We start from the raw sequence: 19,969 nt of genomic DNA on the forward strand, positions 1-19,969 counted from the left end.
TTTATAATTAAAAATTCACGTTAATTCCCAACAAGAATGATCTCGTTTTTGGATAGTAATTCCGATCGTCAATACCCGGAGCCAAACCATTAAGATTCACTTCAGGGTCGACTCCCGTATAATCTGTAATGGTAAACAAGTTCTGTCCGGTCACATAAATTCTTGCACTGTTAAAGAATCTCCAATTACTTACGTCAAACGTATAGCCCAAGGTTGCATTCTCTAAGCGAAGGAATGAGCCATCTTCTAAGAATCTGCTTGATGCAATTGTCGGCGTTTCGAAAATGCCGTCCTCAACCGCATCTTTTGAAATATTGGTGATTCCCGCTTGCGGCAATCTTGACAGATCCGCACGAGTAGCATTGAAGATTTTATTTCCATACACACCACGGAAGAAGAAACCCAAATCAAATTGCTTATAGCTAAATGAGTTGTTCCATCCATACGTAAACTTCGGAAGCGCATAACCCATAACCTGGTAATCATCACGAGCGGTAATCTGATCTGCAGTTACCAATTCACCTCCAGCGTTCTGGTAGATTGTTTTCCGGGCTTCTTCATCATAACCAATGTACTTAGCCGTGTAGAATGTTCCAACCGGCTGACCCGGTAAAACAATGGCTACCGTCTGCCCAGTCCAGCCTTCCAAACCGATTGATCCTTCATAACGCTCCGAGACACTTAGGTTCCCAATGTTACTGGACAAATTACCAACCCGGTTTTGGTTGTGGGCAAAATTCACCGACGTATTCCATGTGAAATCCTCCTGCTCAATAGCCAAGGCACTTAAAGCGACCTCCACCCCTTTATTTGTCATCGTAGCTCCATTCGCTAGTAAACGATCATGTTGATAAGGCGGCGTTGGTACCGAATACTCATAAAGCAAATCTTCAGTCTCTTTATTATAATACTCTACCGTACCACTCAATCGACCGTTCAAAAATGCAAAGTCTAAACCGATGTTCAACATCGACGTAGTTTCCCATTTCAAATCCGGGTTCGGATTCTGATTAACACCATAACTATTCAGCCATTCGCCGTTGTACATAAACTGACCACCTTGTTGTCCGAAAATGGTGATTGATTTATACGGGTCGATATTCTGATTACCAGATACACCGTAACCCGCCCGCAACTTCAAATCACTCAAAACATCCTGATTTTGCAAGAACGCTTCTTCGCTAATACGCCAAGCTGCAGATACTGATGGGAACGTAGCCCAACGATTATTCGCACCAAATTTCGAAGAACCGTCACGACGAACCGTCGCGTTGATCATGTATTTTCCATTATAGTTGTATCCGATACGTCCGTAAAAGGAAATCAGTAAAGACTCTAATTTCCAAGGATAATCACCAAAATGTCGATAGCCAACAGGGGGCGTAGCCGCATCCGGATTGTTCGCACCAAGGTCATCTGACAAGAAACCGGTTGTCATCAAGCGTACACCATCATTATCAACCGTTTTCTGATAAGAATAACCCACCATTGCATCAAAACTATGCTCGTTAATTGTCTTATTATAGTTTAAGAACGACTCTAAGATTTGGTCGATATCTTTTAGGTTTTCACGTTCCGCATATCCTAAACCTAAAGCTCTCGAGTCAAAATCCGTCGTATGCATATAGTAGTTCTTATCACTATTCTGACGTTGGTACGAACCAATATTCGTCCATGTCAGATCTTCCAGAATATCCAATTCAGCCTTTACTGTTGCCAACAAGATGTTTCTGCTCCGATCCTCGTCCCGTTGGTTCAACATCGCCACCGGGTTCATATAACCCGTTCTACCGGGAACCTGAAAATAGCCTCCATACTGCGCGTAAAACGGATCATCTGTCATAATCGGAGATACAGGCACAAAGCGCGCAGCACCGTTAAAAATCCCATAATCCACATGGTTCGAACTGATCACACTGTTACTTACGTTCAAAGACAGGCGTAACCTGTCGTCAAAAGCGTTCTGATCAACCCCCAAGCGAGCGACAATACGCTCAATTTCACTACGCTTAACAATGCCTTCATTCTTAAAATAGTTAACAGATGCATTATAACGAGTTCCCTCACTACCGCCGGTTAATGAAACGTTATGATTATGAGAAACACCAGTCCGTGTAATCGCATCCTGCCAATCTGTTTTAGCGCCTGCTTCACTTTCCGATACCGACAAACCATTATCCACTAAAAACTGTGTGTATTCATCAGCACTCAAAACATTCACCCGGTTCGACACATTTTCTGTTGCTGCATAACCGCTATAGGACAATACAGGCTTACCCGCCTTGCCTCGCTTGGTAGTAACGAAAATAACGCCGTTAGCCGCACGGGAACCGTAAATAGCAGTCGATGATGCATCTTTCATCACATCCATCGAAACAATATCATCCGGCGATACCAGGTCGATATTTGCTCCCGGAACACCATCAATAACATAGAAAGGTGCTGTTGAAGCAGTCAATGAAGACGGGCCACGCAGTTGGATAGTCGCCCCAGCTGTTGGGTCACCTCCCGACCGGGTAATGGTCAATCCCGGTACCTTACCTTGCAGCAACTGATCCGGTGTCGCTACAACACCTTTATTAAAGTCTTTCGGCGTAACACTACTTACCGATCCCGTTAGGTCGCTTTTCCTTTGTGTACCATAACCGACAACGACAACCTCACTTAAAGATTCAGCTGAGGGTACCAGCTCCACGTCAAGCTGTGTATTCGCGGTTACATTCACACTTCTTTGCAATTCTTCATAACCGATAAAGTTGAATGATAATGTTTGCGTTCCAAGAGGCACACCCGTAAGTGTATAAACACCGTCTGAATTTGTCGACGTGCCGATGGTTGTTCCTTGAACGCTAATCGTTACCCCGGGAAGAGGCTGCCGATTTTCATCTAATACTTGCCCGCTTACCTGTCCATTCTGAGCATATAAGCTTAGCGAACAAATAAAAAGAACAAATAAAAGAAACGTCTTTTTTAAGTAGATTCTTTTCATATGATATTTGGTTAATAGGGTTTATAATGAGCGTTTATAATCGCACATTGAAAACAAATATACTCGGGAACGTTCCCGAAACAAAATCAAAAACAGAGAAAGTTATTCACAATTTAAAAGCAAATAGCTTCTGTTTAATTGTGTAAAATTAACACTAAGCCGAAATAACGACGACAAGAAAAAGAGTGATTAAACAATTAAAGAGCACGAAAAACAAGCTAACTTAAAAACGGATATAGAATAAGTACAGAACAATAAGCTTAGAAATAAAATGTTAATAACTTTCTTAAAAGACCATCAAAAAATCAGATTAATAAAGCAAAAACACTCTATCCGAGTGTAGATTTCCGAAAAACAAGTTCAGATTTCAGTTCGATTGTCTCATTCCCTTCTTCATCACCCGAACCATTAATTCTTCGGAAAAGAAGCTTGGCTGCTTCTTCTCCCATTGCGTACGATGGTTGCAGAATAGTCGACAGTGCCGGATTCAAAAGAGGTGCTATTTCTAAACTTGAAAACGATATTATTTTCAGTTCTTCGCCAATGCGGATATCAAGATCATGACACACATAATAGCTCGCCAGAGCGAGTCGCTCGACCGATGCAAAAACACCATCAGGTTTAATTGACTTAAAAATATTTTTTAAAAGAGCTTGATTTTCTTCCATGCGGTTGGTACAATCGATCACCAAATCCTCTTGGTAACGGATACCTGCATCCTTCAATGCATCTAGATAACCCCGCATACGTTTTTTCCCAATAGAGAGTAATTTATTGACCACCAAATAAGCAATCTTTCTGCAGCCCTGTTCAATCAGATGCTTGGTCGCTTCATAACTGCTCTCATAATCATTTGTTGTAACCTTCGAGCTATCGATATCTTCGTAGATTCTGTCGAAAAAGACAATCGGCAAATTACGCTGCCGTATATGGTGCATATAACTATGATCATTCGCTTCCCCTGTTACAGACATCACAATGCCGTCTACCCTACCACTCTGCAAACTTGTTATAAACTCAATTTCCTTCTGAAAGTCATCGTTCGTCAGGTAAATCAGAATATGATAACCGTTCTCTCTGGCTACTCGTTCAATTCCGTTAATTGCTCTCGAAAAAAAGTTATTTGCAATTTCGGGAACGATCACGGCGATGGTCTTAGTTTTCTTTTCCCTCAGGTTACTAGCTAAATGGTTTGGCTGGTAATTAAGTTCCCTAGCCATGGAAAGGATACGCTCCTTCGTTTGCGGATTAATGTCACTATTTCCGCGAAAAGCACGGGATACAGTAGACGTTGAGAGGTTCAGTTTTTCTGCTAGTTGTTTAATATTAATTGGTTCCATTTCTTCACCTGCAAGGAAGCTTTTTACTTCCGTTAGTTCAATGTCAAAAGTAAAACAAAAACCCATTCGATACCCAAAACTTGGAAAAAATATTGATTTTACCCTGTTTTTTCGTATTTTTGCAATAATTCTATTACAAATGGAGTCCCATTAACAAAATCAACAAACCTGGGATTTTTGCATTCTCCGTCCGGAGAGAAAACATATAAAATGATTGAAATAAAAGAATTTAATAAAAACAATCAGTTACCTACATCAGAAAAAAAACAAATCATATCGTTTCTTTTTAAGAGTCTGGAGCAGTATGGCGACCCAGAAAGCTCGATCGAAAAAGCGATCAACTATGCACTTGGTGAACACGGAAGTATTGGCGGCCATGTTATTACTGCAAGCCTGGACAATGAACTGTGCGGCGCAGTAGTGATCAATAAAACAGGTATGGATGAATACATTCCAGCTAATATTTTAGTCTACATTGCCACAGAAAAAGCTCAAAGAGGAAAAGGGATTGGAAAAGCACTGATGCAAAAGGCGATCGATGTCACGGTAGGCGATATTGCCTTACATGTCGAACCTGACAATCCTGCAAAGAAGCTGTACGAAAAACTCGGCTTTACTAACAAATACCTCGAAATGAGACTTATAAAGGAGGACAAATAATGGCCTTTATTACTTTAAACAAGAAAAAACTCCGCTATAACTACGACCAGCTTCAAAAATTATTTAAGCGAAATAACATTGAATGGTCGGTCGTAGCCAAAATGCTTTGCGGGAACGAAAAATACCTAAAAGAGGTAATCAACCTTGGTGTTAAGCAGGTATGTGATTCGCGTCTTACCAATTTGGAAATGATCAAGAAAATCGACCCCAAAATTGAGACCATCTATATCAAACCACCCGCAAAAGCCAATGTAGTTCGTATTGTCGAATCTGCAGATATCAGCTTTAATACGGAGTATGAAACCATCAAACTGCTTTCATTAACAGCGAAAGAGCTTGGCAAGGTTCATAAAATTGTAGTGATGATTGAACTAGGTGAACTGCGTGAAGGCGTTATGCGCGAACAGTTCATTGAGTTCTATTCAAAAATATTCAAGCTTCCCAACATCGAGGTTATCGGTATTGGAACAAATCTTACCTGTATGTATGGCGTATTGCCTAATCAGGATAAACTTATCCAACTATGTCTTTACAAGGAGTTGGTCGAGGCCAAATTTAACCGAAAGATACCCTATGTATCCGGCGGCACCTCAGTAACCATCCCTTTAATCAAGAAAGGGATCCTGCCGAAAGGGATCAATCACTTTCGCGTTGGCGAAACGCTGTACTTTGGAACCGATGTCTATCACAATGAAGTCTTCGATTTTATGCACAATGATGTTTTTAAACTTTGTGCTGAAATTATTGAACTAACAGAAAAACCATCGGTACCGACTGGCGAATTTGGTGTCAACCTGACAGGCGACACACCAACCTTCGATCAAAGCAACCTCGGTAATAAATCTTATCGTGCCATAGTCGATGTTGGCCTGCTCGATATTGAAGTAAACCACCTCGACCCGATCGACAAGTCCATGGAGATCGCTGGTGCCAGTTCAGACATGATTGTCATAGACCTCGGAGCAAATGAACAATCACTCAAGGTCGGTGACCTGATTGAATTCAAGGTAGACTATATGGGGCTGTTACGGCTTATGAACTCGAATTATGTTGACAAGAAATTCGAGGAAGAGATCAAGGTATTTCAGCTTGCTCATCAGAATTAGAATTAGAAAAGCTATTTTTGATAGCAATTTCTAAATCCATTTCTAACATGAAAAAACCAGACGATGGCAAGTCGACCGACATTTCACAACTCCATAACATCCGCACGGATTATAAAAAAATGGAACTTAGTGAAGCAGAAGTCGATCAAGACCCTATAAAACAATTCATTACATGGTTCAACGAGGCACTCCATTCAGAAGTTATGGAACCCAATGCCATGACCTTAGCGACAGCTACCGCCGACGGACAACCCAATGCCAGAACGGTCTTACTAAAGCATATTGATGATCGCGGCTTTGTATTCTTTACCAATTACGACAGTAAAAAAGGTCAGGAAATCGCAGAAAACAACAAAGTCTCTCTCCTCTTCTTTTGGCCAGAACTTGAGCGGCAGGTACGCATTTTAGGGACAGCCCAGAAAGTTTCTTTTGAAGAATCTGAAACCTACTTTCATTCTCGCCCCCGTGGCAGCCAGCTTGGCGCTTTAGCGTCACACCAAAGCGCGCGAATAGAAAGCAGAAGCGTTATTGAAAAGAAATTAGCGGAACTAGAAGAGCAATACAAAGATTCCGAGATCCCACTTGCGGATTTTTGGGGAGGATACTGTGTAAAACCTCTACAACTCGAATTCTGGCAGGGCGGTTCGAACAGGCTACATGACAGAATTGTCTACAAATATGACACCTCTAAATGGGAAATTTTTCGCATTTCACCCTAATCATTGATAAATATGCCATCATTTTACATTTTTATTGTAATATAATCAATACAATAGTAGCTTGGCCTATGCCAACGTTGTAATTAGGCATCATATTTGTTAATCTCTGGTTAGGTTTATAATTGGTTAGTAAAGGTTCCCATTCTCCCCGTTTGGGAGCCTTTCTTTTTTTTATCTATCGATCAAATCTTATTTATTCAAGATTTTTGCCTTATTTCTTTTCGTAGCTCATCTATTTTTACTTACTTTAAATATCTTGATAATTAAAACTCATCATTAAATTTTCGTATAGTTATTTGTAAAATGGACGAAGTAATAGGTAAAATCAACGAAATTGTATGGAGCAACGCCTTAGTTATATTATGCTTGGGAGCCGGGGTATATTTTTCTTTTACAACTAATTTTTTGCAGATCCGGTACCTTAAGGAAATGATTCGTTTACTTTTTTCAGGTAAATCTTCAAAAAAAGGTGTAACCTCTTTTCAGGCATTTGCCATTGCTATTTCAGGAAGAGTCGGAACAGGAAATATCGCAGGTGTGGCTATCGCTATCGCAATGGGGGGTCCGGGTGCTATCTTTTGGATGTGGATAATCGCCTTCTTAGGCAGCGCATCCGCTTTTATAGAAGCCACGCTGGGACAACTGTATAAACAGGTTAACAACGGACAGTATAGAGGCGGCCCAGCATTTTATATCGAAAAAGGCCTAGGAATAAGATGGTATGCGATGCTGTTTGCTATTGTAACGATTATCAGTACAGCCGTGTTTTTACCAGGCGTTCAAAGTAACAGTATCGCACTTAGTATGAATAATGCTTTCGACTTTCCTGTCGAGTTCACAGGAATTGCTATTGTTCTTTTTTTGGCATTGATCATTTTTGGTGGCGTGAAGCGCATAGGAAAGGTTGCAGAAGTTATTGTGCCCTTTATGGCTGCCGCATATATTCTCATGTCAGTTGTTATTATAGCCATGAATATCCAACAAATCCCCGATGTACTCGCACTTATTTTTAGGTCAGCATTCAAATTAGAGCCCGCTACCGCAGGGGTATTCGGGATGGCGATTGCATGGGGTGTAAAACGCGGTATCTATTCAAACGAAGCAGGGCAAGGGACAGCTCCTCACGCTGCGTCTGCCGCAGAAGTTAGTCACCCCGTAAAGCAAGGTCTGGTACAGGCGTTTTCCGTGTATGTAGATACATTATTTGTCTGCACTGCAACTGCGTTTATGATTCTTTTTACTGGCCAATATAATATTGTTGATCCTGAGGGAGGATTCTTGATTGAAAACATACCGAATGTGTCTATCGGTGCTGAATACACACAACATGCTGTTAGTCACCATTTTCCGAGACTAGGAAGTGCTTTTATAGCGATTTCATTATTGTTTTTTGCGTTTACTACCATCATGGCTTATTATTACATAGCAGAAACAAATTTGAGCTATCTCAATAAGAGAAATAGACGTTGGCTAGTTTGGCTGTTAAGGGGTTTTCTTTTGGCTGCTACTTATTATGGATCCATTAAAACCGCTAAGGCAGCATGGACGCTTGGCGATATCGGGGTTGGGCTAATGGCCTGGTTAAATGTTATTGCACTCTTACTTCTGAGGAAACCTGCAATGAACTTATGGAGAGATTATCAACGGCAGCGAAAAGAAGGGAAGGATCCGGTTTACAAAGCAGATGACCATAAGGATATCAAAAATACCAGCGAGTGGTAGATATTAACTCAAAAATCTTAATTGGCAACAAATAGTTGTATTGAATCTGCTTTTAAACGGGTAGCCAGCCATGACTTTAATTTTGCTTGATCAGTTTCAGTTAATGGTTCAGTAGCCGTATCCACAACGACAAGATAATAAGGGGTTGTAAGCGAGTCCGTAAAAAACAATTGCTCTCCGACTGAACAAGCGACAATTTGTGGAAAAAGTGCGCTGATCTCATGAAAGACTGCTCGTGCCAATTCATTATTGTTCGAAATACTGTCTAATTTTGCCTGATTATTTGCTAAGTCTAATCGAAGGCGATTTAACTCTGTGATGGTTTTATCCTGAATAGAAGTTCTCAATTCCGTGTCACCGATTTCAAAACCAAGTCGAATTTCCAGATTCGTTCCTTTTAAGCCATAGAAAGCCAATTTGTCTTGCATTTCTTCTTTTTCACTATCAGTAATGGCTTTTCCACCATACACGAGCGAGATTTTCTTAGCTGCCGGATTAATGTCAGACTGAAGCAAATAATCACCCTCTATAAACGATTCGTTGTTAATAAAAGACGTGGCATTCTGATTGTAATTTTCTTGCTGAACCATGATGTAACCAAAATAAATGCTAGGGATCATGGTCATTAGAGCAATAACAGTAACCCATCTATTTGCTTTGATTTTTTGTTTTTCATCTGTATAAGTGATGACAGGAAACTTTAGAAGCCGAACTGTTATTAGTGTAGCCGCCCCAATAAATACCGTGTTAATGGTAAATAAATAAAAAGCTCCTAAAAAATAACTCCAATTGGCTGTTGCCAGCCCATAACCTGCCGTACAAAGTGGCGGCATTAATGCAGTTGCGATGGCAACTCCCGGAATAATATTTCCTTTGATTTTACTGGACATGGCTATTATTCCCGCTAACCCACCAAATAACGCAATTAAAACATCGTATATGTTGGGCTGAGTTCTAGCCAAAAGCTCAGAATGAGCCTCATTTATGGGAGTAATTAGGAAATAGAGTGTAGAAGTAACAAGTCCTGAAGCAACAGCAAAACCAAAATTAGAACCTGATTTCTTTAACAAGGTAAAGTCATAGGTTGCAAGACTATAGCCCATCCCAATAATCGGACCCATAAGGGGTGATATTAACATGGCTCCAATAATCACTGCTGTCGAATTTACGTTCAATCCTACACAAGCGATAAAAATTGCAAATATTAATATCCAAAGATTAGTACCTTTGAAAACTATCCCGCTTTCCATTACGCTGTGGATCACTTCGTAATCCTCTTGCTCTGAACGGATATCAAACCTACGAAACAACTTGTTCATTATGATAAACTTTGTTTTCGTCCGGTCATTTTCAACAATATAAACCCAATTCCCCCTGACAAAACCGAAGCAGTTAAAATTGCAAATTTAGCAATCGATATTAAATCAGGGTCAGCAAAAGACAGTAAGGCGATAAATATAGACATCGTAAAACCAATACCGGCCAACAGACCAACTCCAACTATATGTATCCATTTAGCGCCTTGAGGCAGCTGGCATATCTTGCCCTTAACAGAAAGCCACGATAACAATAGTATTCCAACAGGTTTGCCGATGATTAAACCGAGTATAATTCCCATACCAAGACTTGAAAAAATACCTTCGATCATACCAGCCTCAAAACGAATATTGGTGTTCGCCAATGCAAAAACAGGAATTATAAGGAAGTTTACGGGTTTAGTTAATATATGCTCCAATTTTTCTAGTGGTGATTCGATAGCATCTGGTGTCGTTGGAAGCGTCAAAGCTGTCAACACGCCAGCTATAGTGGCATGAATACCTGAATGGTGAACGAAATACCAAATAAATACGCCTGGGATCAAATAAAAGACGATACTTTTAACCCCAAAATAATTGAAAAGAACCAAAAGTAATAATATTGCTCCTGCGTAGGCTAGGTAAGTAAAATCTAAATCAGAAGAATAGAATAAAGCGATAACCAAAATCGCTAATAAGTCGTCAACAATGGCCAATGCTGCTAAAAATATTTTTAATGATGCGGGAACAGTCTTGCCAAGCATTGTTATCACTGCCAAAGCGAATGCAATATCTGTAGCCATCGGTATTCCCCACCCGTTGGCAGTGGGAGTATCATTATTAAGAAACATGTAAATCGCCGCAGGTATCAACGCCCCGCCAAGAGCACAAATAATTGGTAGAGCAGCTTTCTTAGGTGAGGCTAATTCTCCTTCAACTAATTCTCGTTTAATCTCAAGACCAACCAAAAGGAAAAATATTGCCATTAACCCATCATTTATCCACAATGCAAGTGAATATTCTAAATGGACAGACTCAGTATTGAAACCAATCTGGGTCTCAAGCAAGTTATTAAACCCGATACCTAAGGGCGTATTGGCAATAATTAATGAGATAACAACACAGAAGAAAAGAATGATTCCCCCTGCTGATTCGTGCTTTAAAAAATTAGGAAATGCCTTTAAGTTGATCACTTGTTTCATCTAACAAATATATCAAAATAAGGTTAATTATTTTATTAAAACTTGACTATCGGAAGTATAGGAATTAAACCAGACTCAGATGTTGTATTGAAAAAAACACCAAATATCACACCTCCTATCAGATAACAAATCGCGTCTATATAGTCTGCAGTAAATGCTGGATTCCAAAGTGGAAACAAAACTTCACAAACCATGGATACAACAAAAACCACCATTAATATCTGATACCAGGAGAAAACATATTGAGCGTCTTTTTCAAATAGGTAGCGGCGTTCAAAAAGCATTAGTTGAAGTAATATCGGCAAAAACAAAAGTGGATCAAGATAGGAATCGACAACCTGTATCTGAATATTTAGTATCTTTTGGAGAACCTGATGGATGACCGCAATGCTTAAAGCTATAAGAAACCACCATCGCAGAAACATTTCTTTCATTCCTATAATCACAGCGCAATTAGGAAAATTATTAATAAAACCACAATTAAAACAGGGGAACATAAAACTACTAAAAGAACTACCGGTATTTTGGCTATACTCTTCAAGACTTGGATCGCCCAGTGATCATTCGGATTTGGCATAAGCCACCCTGCAAACCGACCAACAGCACCCTTAACCATTTTTGTCACTTCCTTAAAAACAGATTGATTTTCTTCGTTACCCATAAAGTGCAAAGTTAAGATGGCGGCACCTATATTACAACTTACCATACAATCTTACAGGTTCCAAAAACAGATTTTTCCTAAAAGATCGACAGTAACCAATTGAGACTCATCCGCCGTTATGTCCATACCGCTTGGAGTCCCTCTATGCTTTGAGTAGGTTTTGATTAACCTACCCGACCATTTATTCCATTCGCGAATAGACTTATCCAAACCAAGAGTATATATAGATTTATTGCTTGTTAAACCAAAAAGAACTTCCAAGCTTAAAGGGATATTGACAATACTGTCTTGCTGTGGAACATAAATTGGCCAATTGGGATGAGACCTCGTGTAAATTATGCTGTCTTCTCTCGTATCATAGAAAGCAAATTCTTTTCCGCCCATGATCAAAACGTTTCTGTTATCATCCACGTCAGCGATTTTACCACTAATTTGACTTTGTTTGATGTTGTTTGTTCTATAGTTCCAAGAAATAAGTTTACCCAGTCCATCAAAATAAATGTCGCCGTTATCCGCTATGTATTTTGGGGACATTCCCTTTAAGTCATCAGGTGTGTCCAACTTCCTAAAATCATTATTCGTGTCCCATACATAGTGGTTACCTTTAAAGTCGAACGTAGCTAAGATACCATTTTGTGTATTGAAGCAGATTTGATAAGCCCAAGTTTCCCTTATCGGTAATTTATCGATAACCGCTCCGTTGAGCACATTGATGATTACAATACCAGAATTTAAGGTAGCTGCATAAAGCTCATTTTTTTCGGCATGATAAGCTAAGTCGTAGATTTCATCACCAATCGCAGCTATTTGTTTTTTGTTATTGTTTTCATTAACGAGCTGATATATTTTCCCGTCGAAAGTGGAAACAAAAACCGTGTCACGACCTGCTTTGAAAATAACATCGGTGTAAGCTATCGGGTTTATACTCGTGACTTTATGTTTTTTAACCGTAACCTTTTGCTTACAATTGGTAAGAAGCACACAAAGAGACAATAGTAAAATAATTTTATGTAGTTTCATTCGTATTATTTGCTTTCGATTAAACTTTGATTCTTCCCATTGTCTGAAACATCCATCCAAATATTCATGTCGGAAGTGCCTAGATTGATTTGATTGCCATTTTTACCCCACATTTTTAGGTTAGCTGCACCTTGGGGTTCAGCCATAAATAACACGCGCTGGGAAATTTTCGAATCTAGGGTTAGAAACACATTCCCATAAGAGTCATCAGTTACATAACCTCCCCTTTCTTGCCCCTCGTGATCATAAAGCATCACGCCAGAGACACCCGAGTTATCGCCTCTATAAAACCTGTAACCAAACGATTGTGCCGGTGGAAGATGCGTTCCAATAATAATGCGTTCCACACCAATAGAGTCAGTTACAATGAGTCCTCTGACTTTTAAGACTTCATTTGACAAATCGACCTCAACATGATTGTTTTTTACTATATATATTACCAGACCTCCGGTAACCAGCATGTTAAAAAATAGGAGAATGCATAACGTTCTATTCTTCATTTTTTTATTTTTTCAGTCTTATAAAAATAGATATCGCTAAAATAAATAGAGATATCGATGTGAACAGTGGAATTAGCCAACTCATTGTTGAGTCAAAGAATAAGGCTATAATAAATGAACCTGTTGAAATTAATATTGATGCGACAGCGTATCCCGCCTCATCGTAAAACCATGCATAGGGAAACAAGTGTGCACCGGTAATAATAGCATATACAAGTATAAAGTGATCAGGGTACTTTGTTAACACAAAAAATAGTATTGGAAAATAAACAAGTTGTGCAAAATTCAACCATAGACCCAAAGGCTGAAGTGGGTTGTTTTTTATTTTCCAATTGGTTTTAAAAGCTTTAGATAAACAAAATGCCAAGGGAAGCATCGCTGAAGCGAGGATAAAGGTAAAAACACTTTTGTTATACGAAGAAAACTCTTGAAGCCAAATCAACACTATTATCAGCCACAATATCCCAGCAGAAACGATAAAGTCAATTCCATTTTTTGCTTGTATCTGAATTTCAAATTTTAGTTTATCTAAGCATCGTTGTTCCATGTAAATATTAGAGTGTGATTAGATGAAAAATATGCTTACGGAGAGTCCATAAGCATATTTATGGAAACAAGCTGCCAAAGATACAAAAATGACAATATAATCCTTCTGATACCTCAGAAAAGGAGCATGACTTTAAATGCAAAAAAAAACGAAAAACTTCGCTGGCGGATAACGAGAATAGTTAAGGCGTGTTTTGACGAACATAAACATCTTGTTGCGGGAACGGAATTTCAATTCCTGCACTATCAAGAGCCTCCTTACAATCAATAATCAATTGCTCATTCATGGTCCAAAAGTGCTCGTTAGACGTTGTTACCCTAATCGACAAATTTACCGCACTATCGCCAAGACTTGTTACGACTACTTGAGGCGCGGGATCTTTAAAAGCATATTCATTTTTACTTATTACCTCCAATAAAACATCCTTTGCCTGTCCCAAATTAGCACTGTAGGAAACACCAATATCAAACCATGTCCTGCGTGTTCCTAAGTTCGTATAATTGGTTATACTGCTGTTAGACAGCTCGCCATTTGGAACGACAATCAATTGATTTTGGGGCGTAGTAAGTTTTGTATTAAAAATGTCGATTTCTTGCACGGTTCCAGATACACCCGAATCAGCAGAAATATAATCACCTATCTTAAAAGGCTTGAGCAACAAAATGAGTACCCCTCCAGCAAAATTTGCCAGCGACCCTTGTAGAGCCAGCCCCACAGCTAAACCCGCTGCACCGATTATGGCTACAAACGCAGAAGTTTGCACACCAAGCTGCGTCACCACGATAATAAACAAAAGTATATTTAACCCCCAATTAATTAAATTTAATAGAAAACGCTGGAGAGAAATTTCCATATGTCGTTTCTCAAAGGTTTTTGCGGCAACTCGATTAATAAACTTGATAATCCAAGCACCTATTATATATATTAGCAATGCAGAAATAATTGCGGTGATAATCCGTGGAGCCCAGGAAATTGCAGAAGATAAAAAATCGTTCCAATGTTGTTCCATGCCATTTAGTTTTAAATTGTCCATTGTTTTGAGTTGTTTAAATCAAGAAATATCTATCTTTATCAATATATAAAAGCGCCAGCCACGATGCGCTTTCTTTAGTCCGGCACACGATTTACGGAAAGATTTATAGAAAAAACCGTAAAAAAACCGAGCTATTTCTAATATAATAAAAGAATATTTAACTACAACTTTTAAAGTTCAATAAACTTTAGTTTCACAAATCCATTCACTATTTTACAATTTTAGATGACTAATTAACTTTTGGCAAACGGTTTCGTCTCTTTTTTGGTTTATGGTTTATTACTTGTCAATTCCGTTAAGGCTTTGTATTTTTGTCAGTATCGTAAAATACTAGCAATATAACTTTTTAAAAAAAGAGAATAAGATATGAATCAGACTATTTTGTCACTAACAGACTTTTCCAAAAATTCGCTCATAGCTACACGTTATAGTCTAGAATTAGCTCGTAAAATGCAGGCTCGTGTCCATATTCTCCATGCTTATCGCCCGTTTACCTCTGCTTTCCAGAGTTCCTCTGCCAACCAGAAAGATGAGCAACAAGCTAAAATTAATGCAGAAAAAGAGTTATCCGAATTTATAGATAAGTTGGGAACGAACTTGAACATACCAGTAACATCAAGTGTCACCCAAAATAACCTCGTCGAGGCGGTCAACCATTACATCCAAAAAGAAAATATATGCCTAGTCGTTATGGGGGCTCATGGAGCATCTGGAGCTCGACTGGATTTACTAGGCAATAACACTTACGACGTTGCTAGGGATGTGTCACGTCCTTTATTGATTGTCCCCGAGCAAACCAGCTCTTTTAAGTTGGAAAATATCGTCTTCTTTACTGACTATCAACAGGGCGATATCAAGAGCCTCAAAAGCTTTAACGAGTTGTTTGATGGAGTACTTGCCTCTTGCACACTTGTTCATATACATGAAGGAAAGGATACGCCAACGGATGACGACCTGTTGACTCTAACACAATGGAAGACTACATTGGAAAAAGAAGTGGGAATAAATAGTTTATCTGCGGAAATAATGCACGTTCCTGAAAACATAGAATCTATTAATCAGATTTCGAGCCGTCTGAAGGCCGATATGATATTGATTACCCTAATCGACTCTCGTCCTTTTTTTGAAAAGCTTCTGCATAAAAGTCTGGCGAAAGCGATTATTCTCAATGCCCAGACTCCTGTTCTGCTCACTTCAGAAGACACAGAATGACATTCCGCTCCTCCTTACCTTAACCTTTGGTGAGCATCCCTGCTAATAAACATTCTATTACGCTCTTCGGAAACCATTTCGAGGAATCGTTCATAGTGTTTCAACACATCGGATATCAATTCTTTTTTTGTAAAAAGCTGAACATCGTATCCTTCTCGATCATCCCCAAAATAAGACTCTGGAAAAAAAACGTGGCGTTCCTCTATATCAGGCAGATTACCTTCATCAAGTAAATAGTTTGCTATTATTCTTGATTCATTTTTTATACCGTAGACAAAGTTGTTCACAATATCATATGGAACTTCAATCTCCACCCTGTGTGGATTCTCCTTAAAGTTCACCATGGCTTCAATATTATTTTCAGCAAGCTCTTTCTGCAGCTCAGAAAATGCATCTTTTACTATCGTGTCTATAAACTTATCAATAGATTCCTTATCATTGAAGGAGATGATCTGCTTCAAGCGTTCCTTCCACGAATCACCAGACCAAGGAACGGTTGTTTCCGAAAAAGCCCGTTCATAATAATCCCTATCAATGGAAAGAGCTTTAACCAAACTAACGATGAACAGCAACATAATAACTGAGAACGGCAAAGCTGTTATCAACGTCATGCTCTGTAAAGCATTAAGTCCCCCTGCATTCAGCAGCATCAGTGCAAGCGTGGCAAGCAAAATACCCCATCCAATCGTTTGCCACTTAGGAGAAATTCTGGCATTTTTTGTAGCAATACTGTTCATTACGAACATACCAGAATCAGCAGAGGTGACAAAAAACACGATGATGATTGCAATAACCAAAAAACTTACTATTTCGGTTAAAGGCAAGTATTCCAAAAAACGAAACATCAAGGCATCCGGACTGGTAGCGAGCTGACTCAACGCCCCATTGGCAACGTTCAGGTCGAACCATATCGCGCTATTCCCGAAAACAGACATCCAGATAAAGTTAAATAAGGTCGGTATGATTAAAACTGCCGCTACGAACTCTCGTATTGTCCGTCCCTTAGAGATCTTAGCAATAAATAACCCCACATAAGGTGACCAAGAAATCCACCACGCCCAATATAGTATCGTCCAGTCGTAAAACCAAGATTGTGTATTCGAGTCGTACACATGGGTATTAAACGTGAGGCTGAAAAACTCATTGATATATATCCCGATGCCCTCCGTGAAGCTTCCTATCAAATAAACGGTGGGCCCCAGAACTAAGACAAATAATAGAAGCACAACAACCCCTACGATATTTATACCACTTAGAAGCTTTACTCCTTTATCCACTCCACTCACAGCCGATATAATAGAAAGTGATACCAATACCACGACAATCACTACCTGATAAATAAAGTTGCTATCGGGTAGAACACCCAGTGTTTCCAGCCCTGAGTTGACCTGAACAACACCAAAACCCAACGTTGTCGTAATACCAAAAAATGTACTACAAAGAGCGAAAACATCGATAGTATTACCCCAGGGTCCTTTGATCTTATCTTTCAGCAAAGGATAAAAACAGCTCCGTAAAGAAAGTGGCAACCGGTATCGGTATGCAAAATATGCCAGAGACAGCCCCACAACACCATAGATTGCCCAAGCATGAATTCCCCAGTGGAAAAAAGTATACAGCTGTGCATCTTTGGCACGCTGGGTAGCCGTATTGTCAGAAAACACTTCATTGGAATAATGCTGCATGGGTTCGGCGACACTAAAATACATCAGTCCAATACCCATCCCCGCAGCAAATAGCATGGATATCCATGAAAAAAAAGAGTAATCAGGCCTACTATTATTTTTCCCTAGTCGGATATTGCCGTATCTGCTGAACATAAGATAGATCAAAAACAGAACAAAGATCGTTACAGACCAGACATAAACATAATTTAGATTGACGAAGATGAAGTCTTTGATGATATTGAGAAGACTCTCTGTGAATTGAGGAAAAATAGCAGACAACAAACAAATGCCCAAAATGAAAATCAAACTGGGAATTACAACTGCTCCGCTTAACGTGGTCCTTACCCTTGAAAATTTTATCATGTTTTCTTCATTGTCTCTTCCGCAGCCAAAATAGTCGGAAACATCCTCAAAATAAAATTAAAACGAAAAAGTCTAAAACGTGATTTCCCAAACCATTTACGCATGGATCCCAAATTAATAAAATAGTATAAATTTACATAGAACAGATAACGATTTCTTTATAGCGCTATCGGGAGCAATGGTTTCACAATTGATAAAGCGTTCATTTCTCGAACTTACACCAGATTAAGCAATGTCGACCCTTAACAAGTGCACAAAATCAACGCGACCACAATGAAAAACAAAAATCACCTTCGGGTACCTTGGTAAGACCCTTGTAAAGGGTATTTAGCAATTAATAATCTATTAATTCCCTGTTGCTCTCGTATAAATCGACGAAAATAGGGATATATCAGCAAATAATTCAGTAAAAATTCCCCTATGAATCCGAACAAGGTCTTGAGAGAATTTAAATAAAATAAATAACTAGCTTAGACCGAACACCAGCTGTAACAAATCTTGCTTTGCTCGCTCTAATTGGAAAGAATGGATAATAAGGAAGCACTATTTCAGGAACTCTTCGAAAAAAACTCGGAAAGGATTTTCCATTTATGCTACGGATATACCGGAAGTAGTGATTTGGCTAATGATCTGATGCAGGAGACTTTTATCAAGGTATGGCAAAATCTGGATAGTTTTAGGAATCAGTCCCAAATATCGACCTGGATCTACCGGATCGCCATCAATACCTGTTTGTCGCACCTGCGTGTCGAAAAAAAGAAAATTGCCGATGAACTGAACGAACATATCATCCAGACGGTAGCTGATACGGTCTCTGAGAAAGAGGAACAGGTTGAACAATTGTATAAATGCATCGCTCAACTCGAAGAGAATGAAAGAATTATTATCACCATGGTGTTAGATGAAATACCTTATCCTGAAATAGCGGAAATTTCAGGTATATCCGAAGGAAACTTGCGTGTGAAAATACATCGCATCAAAGCGAAATTGACACAACTATATAATCGATATGAAAGATTTTGATGAGTTAAAGAAGCTGTGGAAAGTGCAGCAAACCGAGCCGGTTCATATTGAAGGTGTTTGCAAAAAAATTGCACAACAGAAACGTAAGTATGAAAATCGCTTACTGCTGCAAACAATTATTGTGGCATTGGCATTTGTAGCCATATTTTCCATTTGGATCACAGCTACATTTGTGACCTGGACCTCTCACCTGGCGATGATCATCGTTATCGCATGCCTTGTATTCTACTTGCGAATACAGATCGTCGACTACCTGCGTATTAACAAGTCGAGTTCACTCTTAAAAAAACCAAAAGAATTTATACAGGACCTGAGGGATTATAAAACATCCCGATTTAAATTAAATACAAAGACCTATCAAACCTATGTCATCTTAATCAGTGTTGCGCTCGGACTCTTTGCTTTTGAGATGTATTTTGTTCTACCCTTTTGGGAATTGCTCATCTACATCGCTGTCAGCATCATGTGGGTTATACTTTGTCAATTCGTATTTATGAAACACTATAATAACAAAGAATCGCAACGATTGCAGGAAATTATTGACAATTTGGAAAGGGTTTGCGAACAATTTTGAAAAAACTATTTTGCAAATCCAATAATGGATTGTATATTTGCAATGTGCCTTGTTAAAAGGACATGATCATTACTCTCTAAGAGTCTTGGTTTATAAAGAAGTGGCGAGAGACTGGCTCGATGAACCACTGGCAACCATCTGAAAGGAAAAGGTGCCAAATCCTGTCCCGAATTAACGGGAAAATATAAATTTATAAGACATGAAAACAAAGAACATTTCTACCCTACACATGCCAAGCCATTATGCGTTTCGGCTATACTCTGTAACCGTCGGATCTACCTACCGAATGTGCAGCCCATCTACTATTTTCCAAGGTTATTGTTGTTAATCTTTTTG

At 39.1% G+C, this 19,969-nt stretch carries 18 protein-coding genes and 1 riboswitch; of the genes, 7 read left to right on the plus strand and 11 right to left on the minus strand.

Annotated features, from left to right (window positions below; all coding sequences use genetic code 11):
• Positions 1–7: 7 nt before the first annotated feature.
• Entirely contained in the window at positions 8–2,989 is a 2,982-nt protein-coding gene (locus D3P12_RS11580) for a SusC/RagA family TonB-linked outer membrane protein (RefSeq protein ID WP_118195668.1), read from the minus strand.
• 329 nt (positions 2,990–3,318) lie between these two features.
• Positions 3,319–4,395 carry a LacI family DNA-binding transcriptional regulator gene (locus D3P12_RS11585; protein WP_245977439.1) on the minus strand — a complete coding sequence of 359 codons (1,077 nt, stop codon included), beginning with the start codon at positions 4,393–4,395 and terminating at the stop codon, positions 3,319–3,321.
• A gap of 144 nt (positions 4,396–4,539) precedes the next feature.
• On the opposite strand from D3P12_RS11585, the gene D3P12_RS11590 reads away from it, so the two are divergent.
• The 4 genes from D3P12_RS11590 to D3P12_RS11605 all read left to right on the plus strand — a co-directional run bounded on the left by D3P12_RS11590 (position 4,540) and on the right by D3P12_RS11605 (position 8,536).
• Positions 4,540–4,989: a GNAT family N-acetyltransferase gene (locus D3P12_RS11590; RefSeq protein ID WP_118195670.1), complete on the plus strand. Its 450-nt coding sequence runs from the start codon at positions 4,540–4,542 to the stop codon at positions 4,987–4,989.
• The gene (locus D3P12_RS11595) at positions 4,989–6,095 is read left to right on the plus strand and encodes an alanine racemase (RefSeq protein ID WP_118195672.1); all 1,107 of its coding nucleotides are present in this window, start codon (positions 4,989–4,991) and stop codon (positions 6,093–6,095) included. The genes D3P12_RS11590 and D3P12_RS11595 overlap by 1 nt, the downstream gene beginning before the upstream one ends.
• A gap of 47 nt (positions 6,096–6,142) precedes the next feature.
• Positions 6,143–6,814: a pyridoxamine 5'-phosphate oxidase gene (gene pdxH, locus D3P12_RS11600; RefSeq protein WP_118195674.1), complete on the plus strand. Its 672-nt coding sequence runs from the start codon at positions 6,143–6,145 to the stop codon at positions 6,812–6,814.
• A gap of 303 nt (positions 6,815–7,117) precedes the next feature.
• Positions 7,118–8,536 (plus strand): alanine/glycine:cation symporter family protein, encoded by a 1,419-nt coding sequence (locus D3P12_RS11605; protein WP_118195676.1) that lies wholly within the window; start codon positions 7,118–7,120, stop codon positions 8,534–8,536.
• A 17-nt stretch (positions 8,537–8,553) separates the two neighbouring features.
• Here D3P12_RS11605 and D3P12_RS11610 read toward each other — a convergent pair whose 3' ends face one another.
• The 8 genes from D3P12_RS11610 to D3P12_RS11645 all read right to left on the minus strand — a co-directional run bounded on the left by D3P12_RS11610 (position 8,554) and on the right by D3P12_RS11645 (position 14,794).
• Complete coding sequence (locus D3P12_RS11610) at positions 8,554–9,855, minus strand: DUF389 domain-containing protein (RefSeq protein WP_245977440.1); 1,302 nt, start codon at positions 9,853–9,855, stop codon at positions 8,554–8,556.
• Positions 9,855–11,033, minus strand: a complete 1,179-nt coding sequence (gene nhaA / locus D3P12_RS11615; protein ID WP_118195680.1) for a Na+/H+ antiporter NhaA — start codon at positions 11,031–11,033, stop codon at positions 9,855–9,857. Before nhaA ends, D3P12_RS11610 begins: the two co-directional genes overlap by 1 nt.
• A 35-nt stretch (positions 11,034–11,068) precedes the next feature.
• Positions 11,069–11,467 (minus strand): hypothetical protein, encoded by a 399-nt coding sequence (locus D3P12_RS11620; RefSeq protein WP_118195682.1) that lies wholly within the window; start codon positions 11,465–11,467, stop codon positions 11,069–11,071.
• A gap of 8 nt (positions 11,468–11,475) precedes the next feature.
• The gene (locus D3P12_RS11625) at positions 11,476–11,694 is read right to left on the minus strand and encodes a hypothetical protein (protein ID WP_118195683.1); all 219 of its coding nucleotides are present in this window, start codon (positions 11,692–11,694) and stop codon (positions 11,476–11,478) included.
• Positions 11,695–11,745: 51 nt separating this feature from the next.
• A complete protein-coding gene (locus D3P12_RS11630) occupies positions 11,746–12,714 on the minus strand; it encodes a WD40 repeat domain-containing protein (RefSeq protein WP_118195685.1) in 969 nt (322 codons plus the stop codon).
• Positions 12,715–12,719: 5 nt separating this feature from the next.
• The gene (locus D3P12_RS11635; RefSeq protein ID WP_157970332.1) at positions 12,720–13,214 is read right to left on the minus strand and encodes a hypothetical protein; all 495 of its coding nucleotides are present in this window, start codon (positions 13,212–13,214) and stop codon (positions 12,720–12,722) included.
• A gap of 4 nt (positions 13,215–13,218) precedes the next feature.
• Positions 13,219–13,761: a DUF7010 family protein gene (locus D3P12_RS15795; protein ID WP_118195689.1), complete on the minus strand. Its 543-nt coding sequence runs from the start codon at positions 13,759–13,761 to the stop codon at positions 13,219–13,221.
• Positions 13,762–13,942: 181 nt separating this feature from the next.
• Positions 13,943–14,794, minus strand: a complete 852-nt coding sequence (locus tag D3P12_RS11645; RefSeq protein ID WP_118195691.1) for a mechanosensitive ion channel family protein — start codon at positions 14,792–14,794, stop codon at positions 13,943–13,945.
• Between the two features lie 366 nt (positions 14,795–15,160).
• Between D3P12_RS11645 and D3P12_RS11650 the strand changes: the two genes are divergently transcribed.
• The gene (locus D3P12_RS11650; protein WP_118195693.1) at positions 15,161–16,006 is read left to right on the plus strand and encodes a universal stress protein; all 846 of its coding nucleotides are present in this window, start codon (positions 15,161–15,163) and stop codon (positions 16,004–16,006) included.
• 14 nt (positions 16,007–16,020) lie between these two features.
• Here D3P12_RS11650 and D3P12_RS11655 read toward each other — a convergent pair whose 3' ends face one another.
• A complete protein-coding gene (locus D3P12_RS11655; protein WP_118195695.1) occupies positions 16,021–18,036 on the minus strand; it encodes a BCCT family transporter in 2,016 nt (671 codons plus the stop codon).
• A gap of 525 nt (positions 18,037–18,561) precedes the next feature.
• Between D3P12_RS11655 and D3P12_RS11660 the strand changes: the two genes are divergently transcribed.
• Both D3P12_RS11660 and D3P12_RS11665 read left to right on the plus strand, forming a co-directional pair.
• Entirely contained in the window at positions 18,562–19,059 is a 498-nt protein-coding gene (locus D3P12_RS11660; RefSeq protein ID WP_118195696.1) for an RNA polymerase sigma factor, read from the plus strand.
• Complete coding sequence (locus D3P12_RS11665; protein ID WP_118195697.1) at positions 19,046–19,633, plus strand: hypothetical protein; 588 nt, start codon at positions 19,046–19,048, stop codon at positions 19,631–19,633. The genes D3P12_RS11660 and D3P12_RS11665 overlap by 14 nt, the downstream gene beginning before the upstream one ends.
• An 87-nt stretch (positions 19,634–19,720) precedes the next feature.
• Positions 19,721–19,824: riboswitch (SAM riboswitch) on the plus strand.
• Positions 19,825–19,969: the final 145 nt, after the last annotated feature.

This window comes from Pedobacter indicus, assembly GCF_003449035.1.
Classification (GTDB): Bacteria; Bacteroidota; Bacteroidia; order Sphingobacteriales; family Sphingobacteriaceae; genus Albibacterium; species Albibacterium indicum.